The sequence below is a fragment of the Lacticaseibacillus salsurivasis genome (genome assembly GCF_036246225.1).
GTDB lineage: Bacteria > Bacillota > Bacilli > Lactobacillales > Lactobacillaceae > Lacticaseibacillus > Lacticaseibacillus salsurivasis.
The window spans coordinates 153,289-178,882 of the sequence record NZ_BTTP01000003.1 but is presented as its reverse complement, the minus strand read 5'-3'; the positions used below and the strand labels follow the sequence as shown (position 1 = coordinate 178,882).

29 protein-coding genes and 1 riboswitch are annotated in these 25,594 nt (G+C 53.5%); of the genes, 25 read left to right on the top strand and 4 right to left on the bottom strand.

The genetic code is table 11. The annotated features are described in order from the left end of the window. The first annotated feature begins 114 nt into the window (after positions 1-114). From AAA927_RS04355 to AAA927_RS04335, 5 genes are all read left to right on the top strand, one after another. Positions 115-507 carry an N-acetyltransferase gene (locus AAA927_RS04355; protein WP_125581740.1) on the top strand — a complete coding sequence of 131 codons (393 nt, stop codon included), beginning with the start codon at positions 115-117 and terminating at the stop codon, positions 505-507. Then, positions 482-1,210, top strand: coding sequence for a segregation and condensation protein A (locus tag AAA927_RS04350; protein ID WP_203633120.1), 729 nt, complete (start codon positions 482-484; stop codon positions 1,208-1,210). Before AAA927_RS04355 ends, AAA927_RS04350 begins: the two co-directional genes overlap by 26 nt. Next, on the top strand, positions 1,210-1,812 hold the full coding sequence (gene scpB / locus AAA927_RS04345) for an SMC-Scp complex subunit ScpB (RefSeq protein ID WP_125581744.1): 603 nt from the start codon (positions 1,210-1,212) through the stop codon (positions 1,810-1,812). Before AAA927_RS04350 ends, scpB begins: the two co-directional genes overlap by 1 nt. Continuing rightward, positions 1,793-2,533 (top strand): pseudouridine synthase, encoded by a 741-nt coding sequence (locus AAA927_RS04340; RefSeq protein ID WP_338216081.1) that lies wholly within the window; start codon positions 1,793-1,795, stop codon positions 2,531-2,533. Before scpB ends, AAA927_RS04340 begins: the two co-directional genes overlap by 20 nt. 51 nt (positions 2,534-2,584) lie before the next feature. Beyond that, positions 2,585-2,706: riboswitch (FMN riboswitch) on the top strand. 96 nt (positions 2,707-2,802) lie between these two features. Then, positions 2,803-3,393 (top strand): ECF transporter S component, encoded by a 591-nt coding sequence (locus AAA927_RS04335; protein ID WP_338216079.1) that lies wholly within the window; start codon positions 2,803-2,805, stop codon positions 3,391-3,393. 64 nt (positions 3,394-3,457) lie between these two features. Here the strand turns inward: AAA927_RS04335 and AAA927_RS04330 are convergent, their stop codons facing one another. After that, the gene (locus AAA927_RS04330; protein WP_338216077.1) at positions 3,458-3,694 is read right to left on the bottom strand and encodes a ferredoxin; all 237 of its coding nucleotides are present in this window, start codon (positions 3,692-3,694) and stop codon (positions 3,458-3,460) included. A 23-nt stretch (positions 3,695-3,717) separates the two neighbouring features. Here AAA927_RS04330 and AAA927_RS04325 point away from each other — a divergent pair, with 23 nt between their 5' ends. The 8 genes from AAA927_RS04325 to AAA927_RS04290 all read left to right on the top strand — a co-directional run bounded on the left by AAA927_RS04325 (position 3,718) and on the right by AAA927_RS04290 (position 12,191). Then, a complete protein-coding gene (locus AAA927_RS04325; protein ID WP_338216074.1) occupies positions 3,718-4,686 on the top strand; it encodes a YpbB family protein in 969 nt (322 codons plus the stop codon). Further along, on the top strand, positions 4,679-6,091 hold the full coding sequence (locus AAA927_RS04320; protein ID WP_338216072.1) for a RecQ family ATP-dependent DNA helicase: 1,413 nt from the start codon (positions 4,679-4,681) through the stop codon (positions 6,089-6,091). The genes AAA927_RS04325 and AAA927_RS04320 overlap by 8 nt, the downstream gene beginning before the upstream one ends. A 56-nt stretch (positions 6,092-6,147) precedes the next feature. Then, a complete protein-coding gene (locus AAA927_RS04315) occupies positions 6,148-6,720 on the top strand; it encodes an SAG1386/EF1546 family surface-associated protein (RefSeq protein ID WP_338216069.1) in 573 nt (190 codons plus the stop codon). A gap of 73 nt (positions 6,721-6,793) precedes the next feature. Next, the gene (gene cmk / locus AAA927_RS04310; protein ID WP_338216066.1) at positions 6,794-7,459 is read left to right on the top strand and encodes a (d)CMP kinase; all 666 of its coding nucleotides are present in this window, start codon (positions 6,794-6,796) and stop codon (positions 7,457-7,459) included. 132 nt (positions 7,460-7,591) lie between these two features. Continuing rightward, positions 7,592-8,878 (top strand): 30S ribosomal protein S1, encoded by a 1,287-nt coding sequence (gene rpsA / locus AAA927_RS04305; RefSeq protein WP_203633426.1) that lies wholly within the window; start codon positions 7,592-7,594, stop codon positions 8,876-8,878. Between the two features lie 138 nt (positions 8,879-9,016). Then, positions 9,017-10,327: a ribosome biogenesis GTPase Der gene (gene der / locus AAA927_RS04300; protein WP_338216060.1), complete on the top strand. Its 1,311-nt coding sequence runs from the start codon at positions 9,017-9,019 to the stop codon at positions 10,325-10,327. A 230-nt stretch (positions 10,328-10,557) separates the two neighbouring features. After that, positions 10,558-10,833 carry an HU family DNA-binding protein gene (locus tag AAA927_RS04295; protein WP_125581762.1) on the top strand — a complete coding sequence of 92 codons (276 nt, stop codon included), beginning with the start codon at positions 10,558-10,560 and terminating at the stop codon, positions 10,831-10,833. 86 nt (positions 10,834-10,919) lie between these two features. Beyond that, positions 10,920-12,191, top strand: coding sequence for a tetratricopeptide repeat protein (locus AAA927_RS04290; protein ID WP_338216057.1), 1,272 nt, complete (start codon positions 10,920-10,922; stop codon positions 12,189-12,191). Positions 12,192-12,249: 58 nt separating this feature from the next. On the opposite strand, the gene AAA927_RS04285 is transcribed toward AAA927_RS04290, so the two are convergent. Together AAA927_RS04285 and AAA927_RS04280 are read right to left on the bottom strand one after the other, a co-directional pair. Next, complete coding sequence (locus tag AAA927_RS04285) at positions 12,250-12,459, bottom strand: hypothetical protein (RefSeq protein ID WP_338216054.1); 210 nt, start codon at positions 12,457-12,459, stop codon at positions 12,250-12,252. Between the two features lie 19 nt (positions 12,460-12,478). Beyond that, positions 12,479-13,357 carry a YitT family protein gene (locus AAA927_RS04280; RefSeq protein WP_338216052.1) on the bottom strand — a complete coding sequence of 293 codons (879 nt, stop codon included), beginning with the start codon at positions 13,355-13,357 and terminating at the stop codon, positions 12,479-12,481. 114 nt (positions 13,358-13,471) lie between these two features. Here AAA927_RS04280 and AAA927_RS04275 point away from each other — a divergent pair, with 114 nt between their 5' ends. The 5 genes from AAA927_RS04275 to AAA927_RS04255 all read left to right on the top strand — a co-directional run bounded on the left by AAA927_RS04275 (position 13,472) and on the right by AAA927_RS04255 (position 18,624). Next, entirely contained in the window at positions 13,472-14,650 is a 1,179-nt protein-coding gene (locus AAA927_RS04275; protein ID WP_338216135.1) for a CCA tRNA nucleotidyltransferase, read from the top strand. A gap of 55 nt (positions 14,651-14,705) precedes the next feature. Further along, positions 14,706-15,164 carry a hypothetical protein gene (locus tag AAA927_RS04270; protein ID WP_125581770.1) on the top strand — a complete coding sequence of 153 codons (459 nt, stop codon included), beginning with the start codon at positions 14,706-14,708 and terminating at the stop codon, positions 15,162-15,164. 95 nt (positions 15,165-15,259) lie between these two features. Then, complete coding sequence (locus AAA927_RS04265) at positions 15,260-17,161, top strand: ABC-F family ATP-binding cassette domain-containing protein (RefSeq protein ID WP_338216049.1); 1,902 nt, start codon at positions 15,260-15,262, stop codon at positions 17,159-17,161. Between the two features lie 10 nt (positions 17,162-17,171). Next, positions 17,172-18,125, top strand: a complete 954-nt coding sequence (locus AAA927_RS04260; protein ID WP_338216046.1) for a thymidylate synthase — start codon at positions 17,172-17,174, stop codon at positions 18,123-18,125. A gap of 10 nt (positions 18,126-18,135) precedes the next feature. After that, a complete protein-coding gene (locus AAA927_RS04255; RefSeq protein ID WP_338216045.1) occupies positions 18,136-18,624 on the top strand; it encodes a dihydrofolate reductase in 489 nt (162 codons plus the stop codon). A 62-nt stretch (positions 18,625-18,686) separates the two neighbouring features. On the opposite strand, the gene trhA is transcribed toward AAA927_RS04255, so the two are convergent. After that, the gene (gene trhA / locus AAA927_RS04250; protein WP_435891509.1) at positions 18,687-19,310 is read right to left on the bottom strand and encodes a PAQR family membrane homeostasis protein TrhA; all 624 of its coding nucleotides are present in this window, start codon (positions 19,308-19,310) and stop codon (positions 18,687-18,689) included. Between the two features lie 177 nt (positions 19,311-19,487). Between trhA and AAA927_RS04245 the strand changes: the two genes are divergently transcribed. The 7 genes from AAA927_RS04245 (at position 19,488) to AAA927_RS04215 (ending at position 25,574) form a co-directional block, all read left to right on the top strand. Beyond that, positions 19,488-20,330 (top strand): DegV family protein, encoded by an 843-nt coding sequence (locus tag AAA927_RS04245; protein WP_125582912.1) that lies wholly within the window; start codon positions 19,488-19,490, stop codon positions 20,328-20,330. A 76-nt stretch (positions 20,331-20,406) separates the two neighbouring features. Further along, positions 20,407-21,258 (top strand): SGNH/GDSL hydrolase family protein, encoded by an 852-nt coding sequence (locus AAA927_RS04240; RefSeq protein ID WP_338216040.1) that lies wholly within the window; start codon positions 20,407-20,409, stop codon positions 21,256-21,258. Positions 21,259-21,279: 21 nt separating this feature from the next. Next, complete coding sequence (locus AAA927_RS04235) at positions 21,280-21,870, top strand: YpmS family protein (RefSeq protein WP_338216038.1); 591 nt, start codon at positions 21,280-21,282, stop codon at positions 21,868-21,870. A gap of 90 nt (positions 21,871-21,960) precedes the next feature. Then, positions 21,961-22,479, top strand: coding sequence for a peptide-methionine (S)-S-oxide reductase MsrA (gene msrA / locus AAA927_RS04230; RefSeq protein WP_338216036.1), 519 nt, complete (start codon positions 21,961-21,963; stop codon positions 22,477-22,479). Beyond that, the gene (locus AAA927_RS04225; RefSeq protein ID WP_338216034.1) at positions 22,479-22,730 is read left to right on the top strand and encodes a YozE family protein; all 252 of its coding nucleotides are present in this window, start codon (positions 22,479-22,481) and stop codon (positions 22,728-22,730) included. Before msrA ends, AAA927_RS04225 begins: the two co-directional genes overlap by 1 nt. Continuing rightward, the gene (locus tag AAA927_RS04220; protein WP_338216032.1) at positions 22,711-24,147 is read left to right on the top strand and encodes a S41 family peptidase; all 1,437 of its coding nucleotides are present in this window, start codon (positions 22,711-22,713) and stop codon (positions 24,145-24,147) included. Before AAA927_RS04225 ends, AAA927_RS04220 begins: the two co-directional genes overlap by 20 nt. 101 nt (positions 24,148-24,248) lie before the next feature. Further along, positions 24,249-25,574, top strand: coding sequence for an MATE family efflux transporter (locus tag AAA927_RS04215; protein WP_338216030.1), 1,326 nt, complete (start codon positions 24,249-24,251; stop codon positions 25,572-25,574). The last annotated feature ends 20 nt before the right edge of the window (positions 25,575-25,594 follow it).

Genomic DNA, 25,594 nt, shown 5'->3' with positions numbered 1-25,594 from the left:
GCTACCTGTCGGGCTAAGTGCGGCCTTACTCCGCAGCCTAGCTCTTTAATATTTGTTGCTTCTCTTAAGATATGGTAAAGTATGCCTCAGAGTAGTTAATGTGTGGAGGCTATCATGCTGACTAAGTATAAGAATGATTATGCCAAGATCGCGATGGGCTTTTTGTCGTTCATTCCCGATCTCAAGGACATCGATCATCTGAAAACAGAATTGACGCTGTATACCACAGATAATTCGCATCAACTTTATCTGTACCGCGAAGTCGCTGGGGGCGATTTCGAAGGCGTCGTGGGCATCGAAATGGGGACCGATTTTGTCATGGTCCGGCATTTGTCGTTGTCGCCAGCTGTGCGCTCGGCGGCGACCAATTTTGCGGTGCTCAATGATTTGACCAAGTTGTATCCAGATCAAAAACTGATGGGCACCATGGAAACGGCGCCTTTGATTGCTGCGTTTTCTCAGTATAGAAAAGAGGACCCTGATGGCACTGACCTTAGTGCTGAATGATTTCTCTGGCCCACTTGATTTGCTTTGGCATCTCATTCGGACCAATGAAGTCGACATCTACGACATTCCCATCGCAGAAATCACTAGCCAATACCTCGAGTACCTGCATCAAATGCAGCATTCGCGGCTGGATGTGGCTGGTGATTATTTTGTTATGGCTGCCAGCCTAATGGCGCTGAAAAGTCAAATGCTGCTACCGCAGCCGGAAACCGATGATGAAGACTTACCCGAGGATTATGAAGATCCCCGTGCAGGGTTGGTGGCGCAGCTGCTGACATATCAAGTCTATCAAGAAGCGGCGGCGCAACTGCGCACCCGGGAAACAGCCCGCGCGCAGTCTTATGCTAAACCGGAAACTCTGCCTGGCGCCGATGTTAAAGTGCCCATGCGACCAGGATCAGTCAAGCTCAACGAATTGACGGCGGCGATGATGGCAGTGCTGCAGCGGCAGTTAGCCACCCGCGAAACCATTGCCCATATCGAAGGTGAGCCGATTTCGGTGGAGAAGCGGATTACCGAAATTCTGGCGCAATTAAGCAAGGTCGGGACGTGTCAGTTTGAAACTTTGGTGGCAGTGAAAAGCGTAGAAGGCATCGTGACCACTTTTATGGCACTCCTGACGCTGATGAAGTCGGATCAGATTATTTGTCAGCAAGACGCGCCATTTGACCCGATTATTGTGACGAAAAAGGAGGCCGCGTGATGCAACCGGTGATTGAATCCGTGCTTTACACAGCAGGTGAAGCCGGCGTCGAGTTGAAAGCTTTTGCCGAGCTGCTCGGCATTTCCCCAGCCGCCATGCGTCAGCAATTAACCACCTACGCGCAGGCGCTCAGCGATGATAGCAGTCGCGGGTTGCAGCTGCAGGAAGCGGACGAACGCTACTTTTTGGTCACCAAGCCGGAATTTGCGGAGGTGCTGAAGAAGTATTTTGCTGGCCCGCCGCAAGCTGGCCTGTCCAATGCGGCGCTGGAAGTGCTGGCCATCATTGCTTACCAGCAGCCCATCACCCGAATCGAAATCGATGAAGTCCGCGGCGTGCAAAGTTCTGGCGCCTTAACCACGCTGGCTTCCCGCCAGCTCATTAAGGAAGCAGGCCGCAAGGAAGCCCCTGGGCGGCCGATTCTTTATGCCACCACGCCGTTTTTCCTGGACTATTTTGGCCTGCACACCTTGGAAGACTTGCCGCCATTGAAGCCGGAAGCGGCGCCAACCGAAGTCGATTTATTTAGTGATTTTCAACAGACGCTAGCCCCAGATGCTGCGCCGACAGAAGGAGAAAAGAATGCCGAAAGCAACCAGTGAAATGCGCCTGCAAAAGGCGATTGCCGAAGCCGGCATCGCCTCGCGCCGCCACGCGGAAGCGTTGATTAGCGCTGGCCGAGTGACCGTCAATGGTGAAACCGTGACCGCAATGGGCGTGAAAGTGACCCCACAGGATGCCATTGAGGTGGATGGGGTGCCGCTGACCCAAGAGCAGAAGAAATACTACCTCTTCTACAAGCCGCGGGGTGTGATCAGCGCCGCTTCGGATGACAAAAAGCGCCGCGTGGTCACCGACTTTTTTGAAGACGAACCGCAGCGCCTTTATCCAGTGGGGCGGCTGGATTGGGATACCTCGGGCCTGCTCCTGATGACGAACGATGGCGATTTTGCTAACCTCCTCATGCACCCAAGCTTCAAGGTGGAAAAGAAGTACGTCGCCAAGCTGCAAGGCATCCCAACGCGTGAGAAGTTGATGCCGCTGCGCGATGGTCTGGTGGTGGATCACAAGAAACTGGCGCCGGCCCGGTTCAAGATCATGTCGACGGATAAGGCCAAGCAAACCTCAATTGTCTCCTTGACCATTCATCAGGGCATTAATCACCAAGTCAAAAAAATGTTCGAGACCTTGGGCTACAAAGTCATCAAATTGTCCCGTGAGCAGTACGGGCCGCTGACCCTCGCTGGCCTGCAACCTGGGGATTACCGGGCGCTCAAGCCGGCGGAAGTGGCCGCGCTCGAAGCGCTTTCAAATGAGGGTTGACAAGAACAAATTGACCAGTTACAATTTGTTAGTAATAAAAATTAAATATTGGTTCGTCTTCAGGGGCAGGGTGAAATTCCCGACCGGCGGTGAAAGTCCGCGACCCGCGCATGGCGCGGCCGATCCGGTGTGATTCCGGAACCGATAGTACAGTCTAGATAAAGAAGATGGGGCTTATTTTGAATCCCGAATTCAAGTTAAGGCCTGTTTACCCTGGGGTAAACAGGCCTTTTTTGGCCTCTCTGAAGCAACCACATGGAGGGATTTTCATGTCTGGTTCTAGAGTTCATCGTTTAGTTGGGGTCGCGCTTTTGGCGGCGGTCGGGTTTGTGCTGATGATGTATTTGGCCTTTCCTATTTTGCCGATGTTTCCCTTTTTGAAGTTGGATTTATCTGACTTGTTCGTACTGCTGGGCGGCTTAATTTACGGCCCAGGTGGCGGTATCATGGTCGCCTTTGTTCGCAGCCTGCTGCACTTTATTTTAACCGGCGGCGGGGTGGTGAACCTGATTGGTGATTTGGCCGCCTTCATCGCCAGTGTTGGCTTCATGCTGCCGGTGGTCATGACCATGAAGCCCAAGAGTGGGCTCGGCCGCGAAGTCAGCGGTTTGGCCTTGGGCACCGTCAGTCTGACGGTGATTATGAGTGTGCTGAACTGGCTGGTGATCATGCCAATGTACTTGGCGGTGATGAACTTCCCGCTGGGGATGTCCGTGACCCGCTACGTGCTGATTGGGGTAGTGCCTTTTAACCTGATCAAAGGCGCCGTGGTGTCGGTGGTGTTCTTCGCCATTGCCAAGGCCTTGATGCCTTGGCTTGAAAAGCAGCGGGCGCATCAAACGACTGCCCACTTACAATAGTCTGAATGAAACAACGGACCTCGGCAAGTTGCCGGGGTCCGTTTTGCATCTAGCGAAATATGGATTAAGCTTGAGTGAATGGCTGCTCGCTGCGCTGAATGGCGCCAGTGGGGCAGCGGCGATAGGCCAACTTGAAGTCAATCAGTTGCTCGCCGGTCAGTGGCAGGGTGCCGGTATTGCCATCAGGGCAGTAACTGGCGATTCCTTCTTGATCATACTCGAATAGTTTTGGAGCCAGCATTTGGCATAAGCCACAAGCAATGCAGGCAGCGCGATCAACATGCGCGTATACTGGTTTCATACGTCAAACCTCCAGGAGCCGAAATGTTAGAAGACTTTATGATCCAATTCTTTAGTGACCAACCGCGGCGCGGGCCGGCGGTTTATCTCTTATTAACCGGCAAAAAGACCTTGTCGATTTTGTTCTCGGCATTGCAACATCATCAGTTGCAATGGCTTCAGCTTTACCCTACGCTGGCCCGGACGGATTTTCAAGCAGCGTTAAACACCCTGATTGCGCAAAAACGACTGGTTGAAACTGATGCCGGCTTGGTGCTGGGGGCCGATAGCCTTGATTCTGCCAACAAGGTGCCGCTGCCTGAGGCCTATCAACCTTGGATGGGACTGGCCGAGTTTGAACGTCGATTGCTACTGGCGGTTCAAGTGGTGTCGGAAGCTAGCTTCGACAATCGCCGCTATCGCCCGGCAGTAGCGGAATGGGCCACCCAGCAAGCCGTTCGTGACTGGCTCAAACACGTTGAATCCGCCAATTTCGTTAGCGAGCTGACGGCGGCGTTTACAACGCTCCCAACGCCGGTGGCAGATCGACTGGCGCAACGGCTGGTGGGCCATGATTTTGTCGGTGCGGCGCAGGTGGGTTCGCTGACGGCGAGCCTAGAAGCCACCAATGATCTGGCCCTGCTGGTGGCCGCGATTGCGCAGCAAAAGTGGCCGGCGCTTTGGACCTTGTGGGGAGGGCCGACGCCGCTGTTGCCGCCGAATGCGAAGCTGGTGTGCGACCGGTTTGCCCGCGGCGAGAGCCGCCAGCAGATCGCCCAGCAAATGCGCCTGCGGCCAAGCACCGTGAATGAGCATTTGCTGGAAGCCACTATTTTAGGCTGGCAGCCACCGGTGGGGCAGGTTTATCCGGCAGCGGTCAAAGCCGCTTTGACGGCCTACCAAGGGCAGCAGTTGGATTATCAAGCGCTGCTGGATGCAGTGCCAGGCAGTGAATTTTTCCAGGTGCGCCTGTTTCAAATTCTCGATTTACAAGGAAGGTGGCCGCATGACTGACTTAAACCAAGCGCTCAAACAGTATTTTGGCTTTGAGACCTTCAAGCCCGGTCAAGAAGCCATTGTGCAGGCGGTGCTGGCCGGGCAAGATACGCTGGCGGTGCTGCCGACTGGGAGTGGCAAAACGCTTTGTTATCAGTTGCCAGGGCTTTTGATGCCCGGGCTGGTCGTGGTGGTTGAGCCGCTGCTCGCCTTGATGGAAGACCAGGTGGCCCGGTTGCAAGTGCTAGGAGAAAAGCAGGTGGCGGCTTTATCCAGCCGCTTGGCCCCAGCCGACTTTGCTGCGGTGCTACGAACCCTGGATCAGGAGAAGTTCTTGTTCATCTCCCCAGAAACGCTGGCTCGCCCCGATGTGCAGGGCCGCTTGCGCCAACTGCCAGTGGGGTTATTGGTGGTGGATGAGGCGCACTGCATCTCGCAATGGGGGCCGGATTTTCGCCCCGCTTATTTGAAACTGGGCCAGGCACGGGCCGTGTTGCACCCGCGGGTGACTTTGGCCTTGACCGCCACCGCGCCGAAACAAGTGCAGGCGGACATTTTAACCGGCTTACAATTGCCCGATGCGACCTGTCTCATTGGCTCGGTCGACCGGCCGAATCTGTTCCTAGGAGTGGAGCAACTGCCCAGTGATCAGGTCCGCGCCGCCCGCGCTTTGGCCTTGGTGCAAGCGGTGGCTGGACCGCAAATCATTTACTTCGACCGCAAGCGGGCGGCGGAGGAATTCAGTGCTACGCTGAACGCCCATGACATCAAGGCGGCTTATTATCATGCCGGCTTGACCGCGCCGCAACGCGATCTGGTGCAGCGCCAGTTCATGGCGGATCAACTGCAAGTGATTTGCGCCACCAGTGCGTTTGGCATGGGCATCGATAAGCCTGATGTCCGGCTGGTTTTGTATCTGCATCTGCCGGAGTCGCTTGAGGCCTACTCGCAAGGGATTGGCCGGGCCGGACGCGATGGCCAAAAAGCGCTGACGATGTTATTGCTGGGGCCGAATGATGTGGCCCGCGCCGGGCAGTTCGCGGCGAGTGTCCCCGATGAAAACCTGATTCAGACGATTTTTAAACATCCCAGCGCTTATCAAGATTTCGATGATCCGCAGGTCGCCTTGGTTGAGGCTTATATTCAAGCTGGTTTCTCGCAAACCGCCGTGCTAGCGCAGTTAAGCGGCCGCCGCGAGGACAAGCAGGCGAGCTTCACCGCGATGGCTAACTTACTGCAGGCACCATGCAAGCGTGCGGCGCTGATGGCGTATTTTGACTCGCCAGCCCAGCCTCACAGTGCGTTTTGCTGCGGCGAAGCGACGCCGGCCGTGTTAGCCCAGTTACCCCAGACACCGCCGCCAGCCCAAATGTCAAGGGCAAGCTGGTCTGTGATTTTTAAACGCATCTTTAATTCTAAGTGAAAATCGCTGGGACCAACTATGATACAATAGGCTGTAGTTGAGCAAGGAGGATCGTCATGAATAAGAAAACCGATCAAAAATCCCCTCAGGCCGATGACGCTAATCAGCCATGGAATAAACAATTTGAGGATGATCGTGACGACGAGGGTAATCTGTCGCGGGTCGCAACTCGGCGCAAGTCACACGGCACCAAGGTGTTGCAATATGTGCTTTGGGTGTTGATTGCTTTGTTTGTCATTGTGCCGGTTACATACAATGCCATTGCTAGCAATGCCAACAACAACGGTGGCAGTGACAAGATTGCCGTCGAAAGCAAGAAATCATCAAGTAGCAAAAAGAGCAGCAAAAAACAAAGCTCAAGCAAGTCGAGTAAATCCAGCAAGGCTTCGAGCAGTTCAAGTGGCGAGGCCACCAGCAGTGAATCGAGCAGTAGCGCTGCCTCTAGCAGCTCTGTTGCTTCGAGTTCCTCAAGCGTGGCGAGCTCGTCCAGCAGCGCGCCTGAATACTACACCGTAAAGTCCGGCGACAACGCTTATCGCATTGCGCTGAACCATGGGATTACGCTGTCACAGTTTTACGCCTGGAATGGCCAAGCACTACATCCTGGTCAGTCCGTGCGAGTGAAGTAAGCAAATTGAGTCGGGCGACCGACTCAATTTTTGTGTCAGCCATTTTAGAAATATATGGATAGGAGTCGAAAACATGCAAATCGCAATTGATGGCCCAGCCGGGTCAGGAAAAAGTACCATCGCAAAACGCGTCGCTAATCAATTAGGTTTTATTTACTGTGATACCGGTGCCATGTACCGGACCGTGACGGTGATGGCCTTGCGCAAGGGACTGAAATTGGATGATGAAGCAGCCATCATGGCGGCGCTTAAGCCTTTGACCATCACCTTCAAACCGGCGCCTGAAGGCCAGTTGGTGTTCATGGATGGGGAAGATGTCACCCTGGCCATTCGTCAGGAAGATGCCACCAACAACGTCAGCCAAGTCTCAGCCTTGCCCAAAGTGCGGGCAGAAATGGTGAAGCGCCAGCGCGCCATTGCCGCCGCCAACGATATTGTGATGGATGGCCGCGATATTGGCACCACCGTGTTGCCGCAGGCGGAAGTCAAAATCTTCATGATTGCCAGCGTCCAAAAGCGCGCCGAGCGCCGCTACAAGGAAAATGTCGAAAAAGGGATCATGACCCCGGTGGCGGTGTTGGCGGAAGAAATCGAAGCTCGCGATCACAAAGACTCCACCCGCGCGGTATCGCCGCTGCGCAAGGCCGCAGATGCGGTGGAAATCGACTCCAGCAACATGACCATTGACCAGGAAGTGGCAGAAATCATTGCCTTGGCGAATCAAAAGCGGGCGCAGTGATTCATCGAATCCGATCAAAACCGGTCAGGGCTTGAACAAAACTTTGCCAGCTTTGAAACAAACTGTTGGTATTTTGGCGCTAATCGGTTACAATGTAACAAGTATGACAGTCGTATAGGAGGATTTTTTGGCATGAGTGAAAAGAATGAAGCAGAAAACACCGAAACAATGGCGGATGCGCTGAAGAGCGTTGAAACTGTTCACATCGGTGACACCGTTAAGGGTGAAGTATTAGCCGTCGAAGATAAGCAACTGGTTGTAGGTATCGAAGGCACCGGCGTTGAAGGTGTCGTTCCTCTGAAAGAATTATCTACTCAGCCAATCGATGACATTCGGTCGGTTGCTAAAGTCGGCGACAAGCTTGACTTGGTCGTGATCTCTACTATTGGCAAAGACAAAGAAAATGGTCAGTACCTGCTGTCCAAGCGTCGTCTGGAAGCCCAAAAGGTTTGGAAGGAAATCCAAGCGAAGTTTGATGCTGGCGAAACCATCACTGCACCGGTCACCTCTGTGGTTAAGGGTGGTTTGGTTGTCAACGCTGGCGTGCGTGGGTTCGTCCCAGCAAGCATGGTTGAAGATCACTTTGTTGAAGACTTGTCTCAGTACAAGGGTCAAGAACTTGAATTCAAGATCATCGAGATCGAACCAAGCGAAAACCGCTTGATCCTTTCCCACCGTGCCATTGTTGAAGCAGGCAAGGCTGAAGCCCGCAAGGAAATCTTTGCTAAGATTCAGCCTGGCGATGTTGTTGAAGGCAAGGTTGCGCGTTTGACCAACTTTGGGGCCTTTGTTGATCTTGGTGGCGTGGACGGTTTGGTTCACGTTTCCGAAATCGCCTTTGACCATGTTGACAAGCCAAGCGACGTGCTGAAGGTTGGCCAAGACGTCAAGGTTAAGGTCCTCGCCGTAGATCCAGAACGCGATCGCATTTCCTTGTCCATCAAGGCAACCTTGCCACAGCCTTGGGATGACATTGACGAAAAAGCCCCTGCCGGCAGCACCTTGACCGGGACGGTCAAGCGTTTGACCAGCTTTGGTGCCTTCGTTGAAGTCTTCCCTGGGGTTGAAGGTTTGGTTCATATTTCTCAGATTTCCCACGAACACATCGCAACGCCTCAAGATGTGCTTAAGGAAGGTCAAGAAGTGCAGGTTAAAGTCCTGTCCGTTGATCCAGACCAGCACCGACTGGCCCTGTCCATCAAGGCGCTCCAAGAACGTCCTGAAGGCATGGAAGAAGAACGCCCAAGCCGCAACAATAACAGCCGCGGCGAAGGTCGTCCTCGTCGTAACAACAGCCGCAATGAGCACACCAAGATTCCTGCTGAATATCAGCAAGATGACTCCGGCTTCTCATTGGGCGATATCCTTGGCGACGCGCTGAAGGATGCCGCTAAAGGCGCTGAAGACAACGACAAGTAATACCTGAACCAAGCACGAAACCGGGGCAGTGATGTCCCGGTTTTTTGCGGTTTAAATCTGACCGGCCAAACGTGGCGGTCAGCCTCTGAGGACCACATTTCCTGAAGTGGTCCGGTTTCAAAGAAGGAAGGGATCTTTTTGGTACTCCCCACATTAGCGATTGTTGGCCGGCCAAACGTCGGCAAGTCAACCATTTTTAACCGCATGATTGGCGAACGCATTTCCATTGTTGAAGACACACCAGGCGTTACCCGCGACCGCATTTATGGTAAGGCGGAATGGCTTGGCCGTGAATTCGCGTTGATTGACACCGGTGGGATCGACATCGGCGACGAACCGTTTCTGAATCAAATCGCCGATCAAGCAGAAATTGCCATTGATGAAGCCGACGTTATCTTGTTTTTGACCAGCGTCGAAGCCGGCGTGACCGATGCCGACGAAAAAGTCGCCCAGATTCTCTACCGGGCCGATAAGCCGGTGGTGCTCGCTGTCAATAAAGTCGACAACCCCGAGCGGCGGCAGGATATCTATGATTTCTACAGTCTGGGGTTCGGCGAACCGTATCCGATTTCCGGGACCCACGGCATTGGCCTAGGGGATGTCTTGGATGCTGTGTTTGCCGGCTTCCCAGCTGAAGGCAGCGGCGATGACGATGACAGCATCAAGTTCTCCTTCATTGGGCGGCCGAATGTTGGTAAGTCCAGTTTGGTGAACGCAATTTTAGGTGAAGAACGGGTGATTGTGAGTCCGATCGAGGGGACCACGCGTGACGCGATTGATACCAAGTTTACCCATGGCGACCAAGAATTTACGATGATCGATACCGCCGGCATCAGAAAGCGCGGCAAGGTCTACGAAAACACCGAAAAATACGCGGTGATGCGGGCGCTGCGAGCCATCGATCGCAGTGATGTGGTGCTGGTGGTGCTGAATGCGGAAGAAGGCATTCGCGAACAGGACAAGAAAGTGGCAGGTTACGCGCACGAAGCCGGTCGGGGCATCATCATTGTCGTCAACAAATGGGACACGCTGAAAGAGAAAGACAATCACACGATGCAGGAATTTGAGGCGCACATTCGCTCCGAATTCCAGTATCTCGAGTACGCGCCGATCGTTTTTGTTTCCGCCAAGACCAAACAACGGCTGCAGAATTTGCCGGGCATGATTCAAACGGTTTCTGAAAATCAAAACCGCCGAATTCAAAGTGCTGTGCTGAATGATGTGCTGCTGGATGCCTTGGCCGTGACCCCGACCCCAACCATCAATGGCAAGCGCCTGCGCATTTACTACATGACCCAAGTGGCCGTTAAACCGCCGACATTCGTGGTTTTTGTCAACGATCCCGACCTGCTACACTTCTCTTATGAACGTTTTCTCATTAATCAGTTGCGGCAGACCTTCGACTTCGAAGGGACCCCGATTCATTTGATTGCCCGTAACCGGAAATAGTGGGGTGAAAGCGGCGTTAGACCGGCGCTCGACCGTTTTCAGTGGCATTTTTTCAAGAATACGCGCAAATTTCGGCGAAAGGGCTAAATAACCTTGCTACGACGGGGTTTGTGTGCTATCTTAATGATTGAAATGGTGATACCGGTTTATCATTGTTTCCTCATTTTGGAAAACAAGATGGGTATGTTTAGATGGTCCACCATCTAAATCAATACGGAGGTGAAAAGATCATGGCAAATAAAGCAGAATTGATCGAAAGCGTTGCAACAACAACCGGTTTGACGAAGAAAGATGCAACGGCAGCTGTAGATGCAGTCTTTAGTTCTATCCAGGCTTCCCTGGCTAAAGGCGAAAAGGTTCAACTTATCGGCTTTGGTAACTTCGAAGTTCGCGAACGCGCTGCTCGTAAGGGCCGCAACCCGCAAACTGGTGCAGAAATCAAGATTCCTGCATCCAAGGTACCTGCATTCAAGCCTGGTAAGGCCCTCAAGGACGCTGTTAAGTAGTCTCCTTGAAGCAATGATAGGATCCATACTTAAAAACGGGATCAGGCCTGGCGCCTGGACCCGTTTTTCCGTCATAAGGGGGAAATATGAGCTATTCAGAGCAAATGCTGGCGGCGCTAGAGGCTGGTCACATGGCCGAGGCGCGTGAGCTTTTTCAATCCGTATTGAAAAACGATGACGATGAAACCAAATATAATCTGGCTGGTGAGCTGTACGCGTTAGGCTTCACTGGCCAGGCCCAGCGCTTGTACGAGGAGCTGATGGGCAAGTATCCGGACCAAGATGATCTGAAAACTGCCTTGGCAGATATTGCTGTGGGCGATGATTTACCTGACAAGGCGCTGGGCTTGCTTAGTCAAATCACCCCGGACAGTGACTTTTACCCGCAGGCGCTCTTGGCAGCGGCGGATGTCTATCAGACGCAAGGCTTATATGAAGTCAGTGAGCAAAAACTGCTGGAAGCCCAGCAGCTGGTGCCAGACGAGCCGGTAGTGACCTTTGCCTTAGGGGAACTCTATAATGCCTGGGGCCGCGATGATCGTGCCAGTTTGGCGTATTCACAGCTGCTGGCGGCAGGCATCGATGAATTCGCCCAAGTAAACATTAAGGCGCGCTACGGCGGGTCCTTGGCCAATCTAGGCCAATACGAAGACGCAGTGGCCGTGTATGAAGATGCGGGACCGGCTACTTTGGATGCGGAAAGTCAGTTGCGCCTAGGGACGCTCTATGCCGAGCTGGATCAGCCTAAAGATGCTGTTGCCACGCTGCAAGGGCTGATTGACGCTGACCCAACATACGCCAATGCGTATTTACCATTGGCCAAGGCTCAGGTCAAAGGTGGCGCCAGCGAGGACGCCTTGGCCACGGTCCAGGCGGGGCTGATGCAAGATGACACCAATCCTGATTTGTTCGCTTACGGCGCGACTTTGGCGCTGCAGGAGGACAACCTTGATTTGGCCGAGGCTTACCTGACCAAAGCCCGCCACTTGGATCCGGAAAATCAGGCGGTGGCCATGGCTTGGAGCAACTTGCTCCTGGCGAAGCACGATGACGAGGCCAACGTTGCTTACCTAGAAGCGATGGATAAGTCCGATGAAGTGGATCCGCAGATTTACTGGAACTTGGCCAAAAGCTATGATCGTCTGGATGAGGTGGCCAAGGCGCGGGAGAACTACTTGCTGGCCTTCAACGCCTTGCAGGATTCGGTGCTGTTCTTACATGACCTCATCGACTTCTTCCAGTCGACTGGGGCTAAGGCTGAATTAAAGGCCTCTTTGACGCGCTACTTGGCGCTGGCACCGACGGATACTGACATGCAGGAACGCTTGGATGAACTTGAAGCCGAAGAAGACCAATAAGACTCAAAAATGGCGGCGCCCCGAGGGACGCCGCCGTTTCTTTGCGCGAATGAGTTCGCTATGATTGAAACAGGGCAACCACAAAACAACCTAAGGCCGCCACGGTCATGATGGTGCCGATCACTAAGCTGGTCCAAAGCGCCCAGGGCATGAAGCCATTACTGGTTTGGAATTGGCCAGCTTTCAGTTGCTTGAAGGTGCGGCTGGTGATATGAATTTCCCATAGGCCGACCGCCAACAAAACGAAGCCAATCACTAATAGTGGCATCAGTTAGCCTTCCTTTCTATTAACTGAGAAACAACCGGCGCGGTTTGCGTTTGTAAGTGAAGCCTTCGCCAAGCGCCTCATGCACATCCAAAATGGTGACAAACGCCTGCGGATCATAATCTTCAATGATACGCTTGGTGGCGGCGATTTCCGTCGGTGCTACCACCGCGTACACCATGCGTTTTTGATCGCGGGCAAAACCGCCTTCAGCCTTCAAGTAAGTCACGCCGCGTTCGAGTTTGTCCATAATGGCATTGGCAATGGGTTCCGCTTGATTGGAAATAATCAGCACCCCTTTGGCGGCATAGGCGCCTTCTAAGGTGAAGTCGACAATGCGTGAAAAGACGTAGCTGGCCAGCAAGGTGTACATCATCAGCTCGAGATTCAGATAGCTCAGGCTGGCCAGCAGCACAATGACATCAAACCCCAGCAGCGATTTGCCCATGGGAATCCCGGTGTTTTTTTCCAGCACCCGGGCAATCACATCCGAGCCGCCGGTGGTGCCGCCGCGGCGGTAAATCAGGCCGGAGCCGATACCGCCGAACAGCCCCGCCATCACGCCGGCAATGAACAGGTCATGACTAATGGGTAAGCTGACTGGCAGCCGCTGCCAGATCCACAGCCAGGCCGACAGCATCGCGGTGCCGTAAATGGTGTAGGCCAAGGCCCGTTTGCCGAGAAACTTATAGCCGATGATAATGAGGGGAATATTTAAGACAATGGTGGAGTAGGCCGGGTCGATGTGCCACCAATAACGAATCAGCAAAGTAATCCCAGTGATGCCGCCTTCTGCCAGATGATTGGCGATATTCACCGTGACCAGCCCAAACGCATACAGCGCGCAGCCCAGGGTAATCAAGGCTAAGTCCAAGGCGACTCTTTGACGACGTTTTGACATACGACCCCTCCTTAGCAAGCTTATTAATTTCATTGTAGCAGACTTTCCCGCTGGTTTAGTCAAGCGGCCCTGAATTTGCTATCATAGACCTAGCATAAAAGAAGGGGCGAGATGATGCAGCTCGATTTAAGCCATCCAGAATTTAAGGCCGCTATTCCCATTATGAAGGCCATTGAGGCGGCAGGCTATGAAGCCTATTTTGTCGGCGGCAGTGTGCGCGATGCGCTGCTGGGTTTGCCGATTCACGATGTTGATATTGCTAGCTCAGCATATCCGGCGGAAATCAAACAGATTTTTCGCCGCACCGTCGATACCGGGATCCAACATGGCACCGTGATGGTCTTGGACCATGGGACGGGGTATGAAGTCACCACCTTCCGCACCGAATCCGGCTACCAGGACTTCCGGCGCCCGGATCAGGTGACCTTTGTGCGCTCGCTCGCCGAAGACCTCAAGCGCCGCGATTTTACGGTGAATGCGCTGGCAGTGCGCCATGACGGCACGGTGATTGACTTGTTCGGTGGGCTGGAAGATTTGGCCGCCAAACAGCTGAAGGCAGTGGGGAATCCCCATGAACGCTTCCATGAAGATGCTTTGCGGATGATGCGCGGGGTGCGGTTTGAAAGTCAGCTGGACTTTCAGCTGGAACCGGCCACCAAAGCGGCGATTGCCGAAAACGCACCGCTGCTGGCCCATGTGTCGGTGGAACGCATTGCGGCGGAGTTCACGCGGCTTTTGACCGGCATTGCCCGCCAAGCGGGGCTGAACGATTTTCTGGCGACTGGGCTGTATCGATATGCCCCGCTTTTGACGGATCAGGAAGCAGCCTTAACCACGCTGGCGGCAGCCACTGGACCGCAGTGGCACGAGCCGGCGGTGGGCTGGACCTTGCTAGCGCACCTGACGCAACTGCCGGTGTTGGCCCTTATGCGCGCCTGGAAGCAGGCCAATGCCATGACCGAGTTGGTGAAGCGGGCGACGGCGCTGCTGAGTCAGCTACCAACGCCAAGCGCTTGGGCTTTGTATCAGGCTGGCGCCGAGGCGCTACCGGTGGCGCTCGCGGCCGCGCAGGCGCTGCACCCTGATTTTGACCCGGCGCCGGTGGCCCAGGCGTACCAGGGACTGCCGATTCGGGCCAAGTCGGCGCTGGTGATTGATGGTAAAACCTTGATTGCGCATGGCTTTGTCCCTGGTCCCAAGCTCGGGCAAGTGCTGAATCGGCTTGAGCAGGCGGTGGTGGCTGGTGAGTTGCCGAATGATCAGGCCGCGCTGCTGAAGGCGGCAGGGGTTTAATTGCCCGGACTATGGTAAAATAGCCATGTAAGCGAATTCAGAAAGGATGAGGAGTATGAAGGAACACGTTTTTGAACAGCTCGTCTTTCACTTCCGCAATGGCGACGAATGGACGATTTCTCACAAGGAGCTGGCCGATATTTGGATCAGCCGCGTGACGACCAGCTATGGCCGCATTAATGGCGGTAATATTCAGGAAATCCATCCTTGCAAGAGTTTTAAGGTGGAAATCCTGCCAGAAGCTGACCATGTGAAGTCTTCCGATATCAATACCGGTTCCCTGGAACTGGGGATGTTCGGTCGGGCGATGAAGTACCAGGACATCGAGAAAATGGATCTGCAATTCGATGAAGAAGGCAGCAATGGGATTCAGATCTATTTCCCCTTTGCCCAAAAAGATCCCAGCGGTTTGGACAATCAGTATCAAACCAGTAAGGTCTCAACCAAAAACGGCCATCTCTACATTGTGATTGATGCGGAGCACACCGTGGATGACGAATATCCTAATTACTAAAGCTGTTAAGCGCGCCTGGTGCGCGCTTTTTGATTCGCCTGCGCCTCGGACCAGATGCCTATGGTATGATGAGAACGAGAAAAGCGAGGGGTAGTATGCAGACTTTAACCGCAAATGGCTTACGCAAAGCGTATGGCGACAAGCAACTATTTAAAGATATGGATTTCTTGATCAACGAAGGCGACCGCATTGGCCTAATCGGGGTGAATGGCACTGGCAAAACCACCTTGCTCAACGGCCTAGCCGGGATTGATCCGTTTGATGGCGGGGAAGTGGTGACGCCTAAGCAGTATTCGCTGAGTTATCTCGCCCAGCAGCCCAAACTGGCCAAGGATAAAAGCATCATGGACGCGATTTATGGCGGCAGTTCACCGATTTTTGCGGCCATTCGCGAATACGAACAGGCGCTGGCGGCGTACACCGCTGATCCGATGGATGAAGCTGCCCAAGCGGCTTATAGCAAAGCGGATGCTCGCATGACTCAGGTCGACGCTTGGGATGCGGAGACAGAAATCAAAACCATTTTGACCCAGCTGCATATCGACGACCTCAGTCAGAAAATCGGCAGCCTGTCCGGTGGGCAGCAAAAGCGCGTCGGTTTGGCCCAAGTGCTGATTGAAAAGCCCGATTTGCTGATGCTGGATGAACCAACGAACCACTTGGACTTTGATTCCATTGATTGGTTGGAGGCCCATTTGAGCAAGTATAAAGGGGCGCTTTTGGTGGTGACCCATGATCGCTACTTCTTGGATCATGTTGCCAACACCATTTGGGAGCTGGATCACGGTCAACTCTATCGGTACCCTGGCAACTATGAAGCCTACGTCAGTCAAAAAGCGGCGCAGGTCGAACGCGATACCGCCAGCGCGCATAAACAGGCCCAGCTCTACCAACAGGAACTGGCTTGGATGCATGCCGGCGCGCAGGCCCGCTCGACGAAACAGCAAGCGCGGATCAATCGGTTCAATGATTTGAAATCGGAAATTTCTGATCGGCCCGCGGCGACGGGCACGGTGGAGATGAAAGTGGCCAGCACCCGGCTGGGCAAGAAGGTCATTGAATTTAAGGAAGCAGGCCTTAAGCTCGGGACCCACCAAATTCTGAATGATTTTTCTTGGCTGGTGCAACCGGGACAACGCATTGGCATCACGGGACTCAACGGGGCAGGCAAATCGACCTTGCTGAATGTGATTGCGGGCAAGCAGCCACTTGATACCGGGACCGTGGAGATTGGCGAAACTGTCAAGTTGGGTTATTACACCCAAATGAGCAAAACACTTGACCCGACCAAGCGCGTGATTGAATATTTACAAGAGGCCGGGGAAGTCTTGGTCACCGACAGCGGCGAACGCATTTCCACGACCCAGCTGCTGGAGCAGTTCCTGTTCCCGCGCAGTATGCATGGTACCTTGATTGGCCGACTATCTGGCGGGGAGAAGCGGCGCTTGTATCTGCTGCGGATTTTGATGAGCCAGCCGAATGTGCTGCTGCTGGATGAGCCGACTAATGATTTGGATGTGGCGACCTTGACCGTGCTGGAAGATTATTTGCAGCAGTTCCCTGGCACCGTGATCACCGTGTCACATGACCGTTATTTCTTGGATAAAGTTGCTGACCACTTGCTCTATTTTGAAGGCAATGGCGTGATTGACCGCCATGTTGGGCGCTTCACCGATTATTTGGCTCAGTTAAAAGCGGCTGCTACGGCACCGGTTGCCGCAGCCCCGAAGCAGCCAGCCTCAACGGCAGCCACCACGGCCGGCCCGAAGGAGAAGACGAAGCTGACCTATGCTGAACAAATTGAGCATGATCAGTTGCAAACCGATATGGATGCCCTAGATGCCAAAATCAGCGCTTTGAAGGCGCAAATGGCGGCGACGAACGGCGAGGACTATGTGACCTTAGGTGATTTGCAGCAACAAATCGATACCGGTAATGCCAAACTGGACAAGATGTTTGACCGCTTTGCTGAGTTAGACGAGTATGTGAACGATTAGGGAGGATACGATGGGATACCAAGACCGGCCATATTTGAATTTACTTGACCGTATTTTAGCCACCGGCAATTACAAAACGGACCGCACGGGCACCGGTACTTACAGCATTTTCGGTGCCCAGTTGCGGTTTGATCTTAGTCAGGGCTTTCCGCTTTTGACCTCCAAGAAAGTGCCATTTGGCCTGATCAAAAGCGAATTGTTGTGGTTCCTGCATGGTGACACCAATATTCGCTTTTTGCTCCAGCACAACAACCACATCTGGGACGAATGGGCCTTTGCGCGCTGGGTGCAATCTCCGGCTTATCAGGGACCGGACATGACCAATTTTGGTCAGCGGCGGCTGCAAGATTCTGATTTTGCCGCGGTCTATGCCAAGGAAATGGCCGCATTTGATCAGCGCATTTTAGATGATGAAGCCTTCGCGAAGACATACGGCAATTTGGGCTTCGTGTATGGCAGTCAGTGGCGCGCTTGGCGCACCAGTCAGGGTGAAACCATTGATCAGCTAGGCGACGTGATTGAGGCCATCAAAAAAACGCCTGATTCTCGGCGCCTGATTGTCTCGGCTTGGAATCCGGAAGATGTACCCACCATGGCGCTGCCGCCATGTCACACCTTGTTCCAATTCTATGTTAACGAAGGCAAACTCTCGCTGCAGCTGTATCAGCGCAGTGCCGATATGTTCTTGGGCGTGCCGTTTAACATTGCCAGTTATGCACTACTCACGCATCTGATTGCCCAGGAAACCGGCTTGCAAGTAGGGGATTTCGTGCATACTTTTGGCGATGCGCATATTTACGCCAACCATTTGACCCAGGTGCGTGAGCAACTGAGTCGGACCCCGAATCCATCACCGACCTTAAGCTTGGCACCAGGCAAAACCATCGACAATTTGCAAATGAGTGATATCAAAGTGCTGGATTACCAGCCACTGGCCGCGATCAAAGCGCCAGTGGCGGTTTAGGAGGAAAGCGATGATTGCATTTGTGTGGGCCCAAGACCGTAGTGGCACCATTGGTTATCAGGGCCGTTTGCCGTGGCATTTGCCTGATGACCTCAAGGAATTTAAGGCCCTCACAGTCGGGCAGTTAACGGTGATGGGGCGCCGAACTTACGAAGGCTTACCGAAACGGCCGTTGCCAGATCGGACCAATATCATTTTGACCCGGGATCAAAGCTACCAGGCGCCAGGCGCCGTGGTGGTGCATGACCGCGCCGCGCTGCTCGCCTACGCGGCTGCCCATCCTGATCAGAATCTGATGATCACCGGCGGCGCGGAGATTTTCGCCTTATTTGCCGATTTAGTCGATCGCCTTTATGTGACTAAATTAGCCGGCGTTTTTCCCGGTGATGTTAAAATGCCGACGTTAGACTGGTCAGCGTTCAGACAAATGAGCAGTCGAGAAGTGTTCAATGAGGATCCGGCCAAATCTCATGTCTTCGAAGTTTGGGACCGTAAATAACTGCGAGGATAGCAAACGACCCGCCGTTAACCAATTCTGGTTAGCGGCGGGTCGCTTTTGGGTTAGACGAACAAGTAGATAGAGGCGTACATGCAGGCCGAGCCCAGCATCACGAACAAATGCCAAATGACGTGAATGTAGGGGATGGTTTTTTGCGAGTAAAGAAAGGCGCCAAAGGTGTAGGCCACGCCGCCGGCCACCAGCAGCCAAAAGCCCCAAGGTCCTAGGTTGTCCCACAGCGGCTTCATGCCGACCAAGCACATCCAGCCCAGCACCACATAAATGCCAGTTTCCAGCCCCCGGAAGCGGCCAAGGAAGAAGAGCTTGTAGGCAATGCCAGCCGCGCACAGCAGCCAAATGGCGATGAGCAAGCCGATGCCAAGCTTCCCGCCGATTGCGACTAGACAATAGGGCAGATAGGAGCCGGCAATCAGGATGAAGACGCCGGAATGGTCGATGACCTGGAGCACATGGCGGGCTTTGGTGAAGTAGAAGCCATGAAACAGCGTCGACCCGGTGTAAAGGATGATCAAGGCAATACCAAAACCGAGAAAACTGACCAGCCGTAGTGGGGTGGTTGCCTTGAAGGCCAGCGCCACCGTGCCCACCACCGCTAGCCCTAAGGCAAACGCGTGGGTCACGGCGCTCATCATTTCATTATTAAAGGTGTAATAGTGTGATTTCATTAGCGGCCGCCATTGCATGTTCAGCACATCCTTCGTTGATTTAAGTATAGAATACCACGACAACTGTTGAAAAACAATTTCATCTGGTTATAAAAACTAGATATGATAATACTGACAAAGACGCGGGATTTTGCTATACTGATTCCATAATCGAACTTCAGAGAAAGCGTGGCCTAGATGGTAAAAATCAAACTTGTAACGGATTCTTCGATTCAATTGACCCCGGAAGAAATTAAGCAGTACGACATTCATGTCGTTCCGCTGACAATCATGATCGATAGCACCGTTTATGTGGATGGTGAAACCATCACGCGCGCCGAGTTTATGGACAAAATGGCGGCGGCTTCAGCGCTGCCGAAAACCTCGCAGCCAGCCATTGGCACCTTTTTAGACCTTTACAACGAATTGACCGCCGATGGCAGCGCGGTGCTGTCCGTGCACATGCTGGAAGCTATTTCTGGCACGGTGAACTCCGCGCGCCAGGCGGCTGAACTGTGCAAAGGCGATGTCACCGTGGTGGACTCACAGTTCACCGACCGCGCCTTGTCCTTCCAAGTCTTGGAAGCAGCCAAAATGATTCAGGAAGACGCCACCATGGCCGACATCTTGGCGCGCATGGCGGTCATTCGCGACCACACCAAGTTGGTGATGGGGGTTTCCAACCTCGATAACTTGGTTAAAGGTGGCCGCATCAGCCGGGTTTCCGGCGTGCTGTCTTCACTACTGAACATCAAAGTGACGCTTGAAGTCACCGGCGGCGAACTTAAGGCCTTGTCCAAGGGCCGCGGGATGAAAACCCTACGCAAGTTTGCTGATGAAGTGGTGGCCAGCCTTGACACGTTGCCGAACATCCACGAAATCGGCGTTTCATACGCTGGCGGGCGTGAGTTTGCTGAAAGCATTGGCGAGAAAATCAAAGCTGTGTTACCTGAGGCCAACCTGCTGGTGCAGCCAACCGATCCGGTGATTGCCACCCATACCGGCGATGGGGCTTTTGCCATCACGTACTACACGGATTAATCAGTCAAGTCAACCAGGGCCGCGTCAACTACTGATGACCGGCTCTTTTGTTATTCTACGGAAAGGAGGTGCCGCGATGCGCAAAATGCGGTGGTTTATTGATCTCTTGGTGGTCGCGGCCGCAGCTGGCTTGGCTTTCGGCGCCTGGAGTCTATGGGGGCCGGCAGCCAAGCCGCTCGCCATCAAGGGTCAGGTCAAGGCCGTGCAACCCCTGCAGCTCACGGCGGTGGGTGATTCGCTCACCCATGGCGTGGGGGATGATAGCAATAACGGGGGCTATGTCGGCCTGATCAAAAACGACCTAGAGAGCACTGGCAATTACCGCGTCACCACCAGCAATTTCGGGGTGACTGGCGATACCAGCAGTCAAATTCAAAAGCGGGTCGACAAGCAGCCTAAACTGCAAGCCGCCATTAAAAAGGCCAACATCATCACCGTCACGGTCGGGGGCAATGATTTGATGCATGTGCTGCAGAAGCACCTGCTGTCACTTTCGGATAAGGATGTGGCCTCGGGCAGCGCTCAGTTCCAAAAACGGCTGAGCAAACTGCTCAAGAGCTTCCGCCAGTTGAATCCAAAAGCGCCGATCTATGTTTTCGGGATTTATAATCCGTTTTATGTTTATTTTCCGAAACTGACGGCGATGACCACCAGTGTCAAAACCTGGAACGCCGGCACCCAGCAAACCGTGAACCAATTTAAACAGGCTTATTATGTTGACATTGACAGCGTCTTAACTAAGGGGAACAACACCCAGGCGACGGACAAGAAAACCAAGGCCAGTTTAGCCGCGGCCATGAGCGATGACAGCAACAGTAACCCGCTGATTTTCACGGAGGATCATTTCCACCCGAATAATGCGGGGTACGCGCTGATGACCTCACAGCTTTGGCAGAAGATGCAGCAAACGAAACAGACCTGGGAATAACCCAGCGCGAAAGGAACAAGCATGCGCAGTCAACACAAGAGTTTTAATGTTTGGAAAATCATCAGTCTCGTTTTGATTGGGCTGATTATCGGCAGCGGCCTGTGGTTCGCCCATGCGGTGTTAACGCCGGTGGATCAACCGACCAGCACGACCACCAGCACGACCAGTGATCCGGTGATGACGGTGTCGTTAACCAAGCGCCAGGTGAACCAAATCGTGACTTACTACCTGAATGATTTTCAAAAAGATAGCAAAGTGAAGTACTCGCTGACCATGGCGGATCAAGCCGTGCTGGGTGGCAACTTCACCTTCTTCGGGCAGAAAATCGACTTTGGGCTTCTAATGGATCCCATCGTGCTCAAAAATGGCAACGTGGAACTGAAGGCGCGCCAGCTTAATGTCGGCAGTTTACCGGTACCCATCAGCTACGTTCTGAATTACGCGGGCAAATCCTTCAAGCTGCCTAAGTGGGTCACCCTCAATAGTAAGCGCGAAACGATTGTGTTAAACTTGAACAAATTCAAAATGGAAAACGACATGCAGGTCAAAGCCACCAAGATTGACCTGCCGAATGACGAAATTGATTTCTCCGTTTACCTGCCGAAAAAATAAGGCTGCGGCACACAACTATCGGATGTGAATGCCAGCGGCAACTGCCTGCAGCCACTTAACCACTCAATCTAATACAAAGGGGATTTTCATATGTCTGAAACCGCAATTTTTGCTGGTGGGTGTTTCTGGTGCATGGTTGAACCATTCGAGAGCCAGCCTGGGATTATCAATGTTGTTTCTGGCTACACCGGCGTGCATGTGGCCAATCCCACCTATGCGCAGGTCAAGGCCCACGAAACCGGGCATACTGAAGCCGTTCAAATCACCTTTGATCCGCAGGTCATTTCCTATGAGGACCTCCTGAACATTTATTGGCAGCAAACCGATCCCACTGATGCAATGGGTCAGTTCCAAGACCGCGGAGACAATTACCGGCCTGTGATTTACGTCAAAGATGCTGTGCAGCGCCAGGCGGCCGAAGCCTCGAAAGCCGCCCTGGTTGCCAGTGGCCGTTTTCAGGACCCAATCGTGACGACCATCGAAGCCGCGGCCCCTTTTTATGCGGCGGAGCCTGAACATCAGCAGTTTTACATGCACAACCCGCGGCGCTATGCAGCGGAGCATCAGCAGCGCCAGAAATTCATTGACGCTCACTGGGAGGAAAATTAATGCGGCAATCTTTTTACCAATTCTTGATGACCTTGCGCAACCCCAACGACCACGGGGAAGTGGCGAATTTTGCCCAAAACGCATTTTTCGATCAAAGTTTTCCCAAACAGGAATCTGACTTTGAAGCGTTAAGCAACTACTTAGAACTCAATGGGGGCTATCTGCCAAGCATGAGCGTGTTTGATGACGCGTATGCGCAGTATCAGGCTCACGAACATATTGGAGGCCACCATGGCAGATCAGGAAAATAAGCCGCGTCGTCCCTTTAACCTCCCTAGTTGGCTGAAAGGCGTGCTGGTCGCCGTAGCGATTGTTGCGGCGGGCGGAATTGGCTATGCGCTGCGCCCGGTGCTGGATACTTCCGTGCAACAAGTGCCGAGCAGTTTTACCAAAGTCCTCGCGACCTACAACTCGATTCAGGAAAAATATTACAAGAAGACGTCGAGCAAAACCCTAGCCAATGGTGCCATTTCAGGCATGATGGCCAGCCTTGGCGACCAGTTCTCGACTTACCTCGAAAACGATGAAAAGTCCTCGCTGGATAGCACGATTTCTGCCAGCTTTGGCGGTATCGGTGCCACTGTGCAACAAACCTCGTCGCACCTGGAAGTGGCGAGTCTGCAAGCTGGTTCACCGTCGCAAAAGGCGGGGATGAAGGTGGGCGATCAGTTGGTGAAGGTGAATGGTAAGTCCGTCGAAAAAGCGGGTGTGAATGCCGCCGTCAGCAAGATTCGCGGTAAAATCGGCACCACCGTCACGGTGACGGTGCGGCGTGATGGCAAGTTGCTGAAGCTAACCATGAAGCGGGCCAAAATTACCACCGATACTGTTACCACCAGTTTGGCGCCAGCGGATAAAACCATTGGGATTTTGACCATTACCAGCTTCTCTGAACCCACCGCCAAGCAGTTTAAGGCCGGCGTCAAAGCGTTGCGCAAGCAAGGCGCGAAGAAGTTCATTGTTGACTTGCGCGGCAATCCTGGTGGTCTGCTTGAAGATGCCTTGCAGATTGGCTCGATGGGGCTGAAAAATGGCCAAACTATCGTCAAAGTGCAAGACCGCAGTGGCGCCACCCAGGTTTACACGGCTGGCAAGCAATACGACCACGGCTTTAAGGTCAAGGAACCGCTTGCCGTTTTGATTGATGGGGATTCGGCTTCTGCCAGTGAAATTTTAGCTGGCGCCTGGAACGAAAGCCGCGGCGTGCCGCTGATTGGGGAAACCAGTTACGGCAAAGGCACCGTCCAAAACGTGGCCCAAATCAGCAAGAATGCGGAAGTGAAGCTGACTGTAGCCAAGTGGCTAACGCCAAACGGCAACTGGATCAACAAGAAAGGCCTGGCGCCAACCATCAAAACCTCCTATCCCGCCTGGGCGCAGATTCAAGGTTTCTCTACCTCGAAGATGAAACTCGGCGACGAAAGCGCGGATGTCCATTCGTTGCAGATTTCCCTGCAGGCAGCGGGTCAAAGCATTCCCGAAGCCAACGGGTACTTCGGACCAACGACCCAAACGGCGGTCAAGAATTTCCAGACGCAGCAAGGCTTACCGGCGACAGGTGAAACCGATGTCGCCACCATTCAGGCCTTGATCAAGTTGCTGTCTGGGAAGCTCGCCCAAAACGACAACGCGATTTCCAGCGCCGTCACTTATTTACAAAAACATTAGCAGCCAGAAATCTAAACAGGTAAAATCGGATGGTACGATAATCCGTTGTTCTGGCAAGTCATTCGACGAGCGACCGTGCAACACAAAGGGGAACGCTTCGAATGAATGATCTATTTGAAAAAGCACCGGTACCTAAAGCGTATATGCAACTGGCTTTGCCTGTCGTTCTCGGCATGGTGGCCAGCATGGTATATAACCTCGTCGACACCTTCTTCATCGCCCAAACCGGCGATGCGAACTTGGTGGCGGGGGTCACGCTGGGGGCACCGGTGTTTTCGTTTATGCTGGCAGTCGGCGATATCTTCGGTCTCGGCGGCAGTGCGTTGATTTCGCGGCTACTGGGGGACCGAGACTATGCGCAGGTTAAACGCCTCAGCAGTTTTTGCCTGTATGCCGGCATTGCCTTTAGCTTGGTCATCAGTGCCCTGATGCTGACTTTTGAGCAGCCAATTTTGACCTTGCTCGGCGCAACCCCTGCCACGCGCGCCGATGCCGGCGGCTTTTACCGCATGCTCGCCATCGGAGCCGTGTTTATCATTGTGTCGTTGGTGCCAGGTAATATCATCCGCACGGAAGGATTGGCCAAGGATTCCATGATTGCGACCATCAGCGGTACGGTGCTGACCATCATTCTTGATCCGCTGTTTTTGTTTGGGTTCGGCTGGGGCGCCAGCGGGGTTGGACTGGCCAATGTTTTGGGCTATGCGCTGAATACCATGTTATTGCTTTGGTTCACCCAGCGCAAAACGCAGTATCTCAGCATTCTTCCTCAGCAGGCCAAAGCCTCCGCCGCAGCGATCAAAGCGATCGTGGCGATTGGTATTCCGGCTTCGCTCACCAATTTCATGCAAAGTTTTGGCACCATGCTACTGAATCAGCACCTGGCCCCCTATGGCGCAGACATGGTGGCGGCGATGGGCATCGCGCAGAAAATCTACATGATTGTGATGCTCATCATGGTGGGGTTTGCGTTTGGCGCCCAGCCGCTCATTGGGTATAATTACGGGGCGAAGAACTACCGGCGGTTGCACGAAATTCTGCGTTTTGATTTCAAAATTGAACTGGGGTACGCACTGGTGGCAGCAGTGCTCCTGATGCTCGGCGCCACGCCGCTGGTCCGGCTGTTCATGGCCACGCCGGCCATTGTGGCTAATGGTGCCTTGATGCTGCGAGCACTGCTCATCACGACGCCGGCGGTGGGGGCAATTTTGGTCTTTACCACCGTGTTCCAGTCTTTGGGTAAAGGAACCAGCGCCTTCATCATGGCGATTTCCCGGCAAGGGGTATTGTTTGCCATCAGTATGGTGATCTTGGCGCAGGTGTTCGGCTTTCACGGCATTATTTGGGCACAAGCCACGGCGGATTTGTTAACCTGCGCCCTCGGTTACTGGCTGTACCGCCGGGTGGCCCATCACTTGCAGGCTTAGGCCGGCGAATAAAGGAGGAT

Bases quoted from the DNA above. Each gene is read 5' to 3' on its own strand.
- AAA927_RS04355 (WP_125581740.1), top strand. From the start codon at position 115: ATGCTGACTAAGTATAAGAATGATTATGCCAAGATCGCGATGGGCTTT.
- AAA927_RS04350 (WP_203633120.1), top strand. From the start codon at position 482: ATGGCACTGACCTTAGTGCTGAATGATTTCTCTGGCCCACTTGATTTG.
- scpB (WP_125581744.1), top strand. From the start codon at position 1,210: ATGCAACCGGTGATTGAATCCGTGCTTTACACAGCAGGTGAAGCCGGC.
- AAA927_RS04340 (WP_338216081.1), top strand. From the start codon at position 1,793: ATGCCGAAAGCAACCAGTGAAATGCGCCTGCAAAAGGCGATTGCCGAA.
- AAA927_RS04335 (WP_338216079.1), top strand. From the start codon at position 2,803: ATGTCTGGTTCTAGAGTTCATCGTTTAGTTGGGGTCGCGCTTTTGGCG.
- AAA927_RS04330 (WP_338216077.1), bottom strand. From the start codon at position 3,694: ATGAAACCAGTATACGCGCATGTTGATCGCGCTGCCTGCATTGCTTGT.
- AAA927_RS04325 (WP_338216074.1), top strand. From the start codon at position 3,718: ATGTTAGAAGACTTTATGATCCAATTCTTTAGTGACCAACCGCGGCGC.
- AAA927_RS04320 (WP_338216072.1), top strand. From the start codon at position 4,679: ATGACTGACTTAAACCAAGCGCTCAAACAGTATTTTGGCTTTGAGACC.
- AAA927_RS04315 (WP_338216069.1), top strand. From the start codon at position 6,148: ATGAATAAGAAAACCGATCAAAAATCCCCTCAGGCCGATGACGCTAAT.
- cmk (WP_338216066.1), top strand. From the start codon at position 6,794: ATGCAAATCGCAATTGATGGCCCAGCCGGGTCAGGAAAAAGTACCATC.
- rpsA (WP_203633426.1), top strand. From the start codon at position 7,592: ATGAGTGAAAAGAATGAAGCAGAAAACACCGAAACAATGGCGGATGCG.
- AAA927_RS04295 (WP_125581762.1), top strand. From the start codon at position 10,558: ATGGCAAATAAAGCAGAATTGATCGAAAGCGTTGCAACAACAACCGGT.
- AAA927_RS04290 (WP_338216057.1), top strand. From the start codon at position 10,920: ATGAGCTATTCAGAGCAAATGCTGGCGGCGCTAGAGGCTGGTCACATG.
- AAA927_RS04285 (WP_338216054.1), bottom strand. From the start codon at position 12,459: ATGCCACTATTAGTGATTGGCTTCGTTTTGTTGGCGGTCGGCCTATGG.
- AAA927_RS04280 (WP_338216052.1), bottom strand. From the start codon at position 13,357: ATGTCAAAACGTCGTCAAAGAGTCGCCTTGGACTTAGCCTTGATTACC.
- AAA927_RS04275 (WP_338216135.1), top strand. From the start codon at position 13,472: ATGCAGCTCGATTTAAGCCATCCAGAATTTAAGGCCGCTATTCCCATT.
- AAA927_RS04270 (WP_125581770.1), top strand. From the start codon at position 14,706: ATGAAGGAACACGTTTTTGAACAGCTCGTCTTTCACTTCCGCAATGGC.
- AAA927_RS04265 (WP_338216049.1), top strand. From the start codon at position 15,260: ATGCAGACTTTAACCGCAAATGGCTTACGCAAAGCGTATGGCGACAAG.
- AAA927_RS04260 (WP_338216046.1), top strand. From the start codon at position 17,172: ATGGGATACCAAGACCGGCCATATTTGAATTTACTTGACCGTATTTTA.
- AAA927_RS04255 (WP_338216045.1), top strand. From the start codon at position 18,136: ATGATTGCATTTGTGTGGGCCCAAGACCGTAGTGGCACCATTGGTTAT.
- trhA (WP_435891509.1), bottom strand. From the start codon at position 19,310: ATGAAATCACACTATTACACCTTTAATAATGAAATGATGAGCGCCGTG.
- AAA927_RS04245 (WP_125582912.1), top strand. From the start codon at position 19,488: ATGGTAAAAATCAAACTTGTAACGGATTCTTCGATTCAATTGACCCCG.
- AAA927_RS04240 (WP_338216040.1), top strand. From the start codon at position 20,407: ATGCGCAAAATGCGGTGGTTTATTGATCTCTTGGTGGTCGCGGCCGCA.
- AAA927_RS04235 (WP_338216038.1), top strand. From the start codon at position 21,280: ATGCGCAGTCAACACAAGAGTTTTAATGTTTGGAAAATCATCAGTCTC.
- msrA (WP_338216036.1), top strand. From the start codon at position 21,961: ATGTCTGAAACCGCAATTTTTGCTGGTGGGTGTTTCTGGTGCATGGTT.
- AAA927_RS04225 (WP_338216034.1), top strand. From the start codon at position 22,479: ATGCGGCAATCTTTTTACCAATTCTTGATGACCTTGCGCAACCCCAAC.
- AAA927_RS04220 (WP_338216032.1), top strand. From the start codon at position 22,711: ATGGCAGATCAGGAAAATAAGCCGCGTCGTCCCTTTAACCTCCCTAGT.
- AAA927_RS04215 (WP_338216030.1), top strand. From the start codon at position 24,249: ATGAATGATCTATTTGAAAAAGCACCGGTACCTAAAGCGTATATGCAA.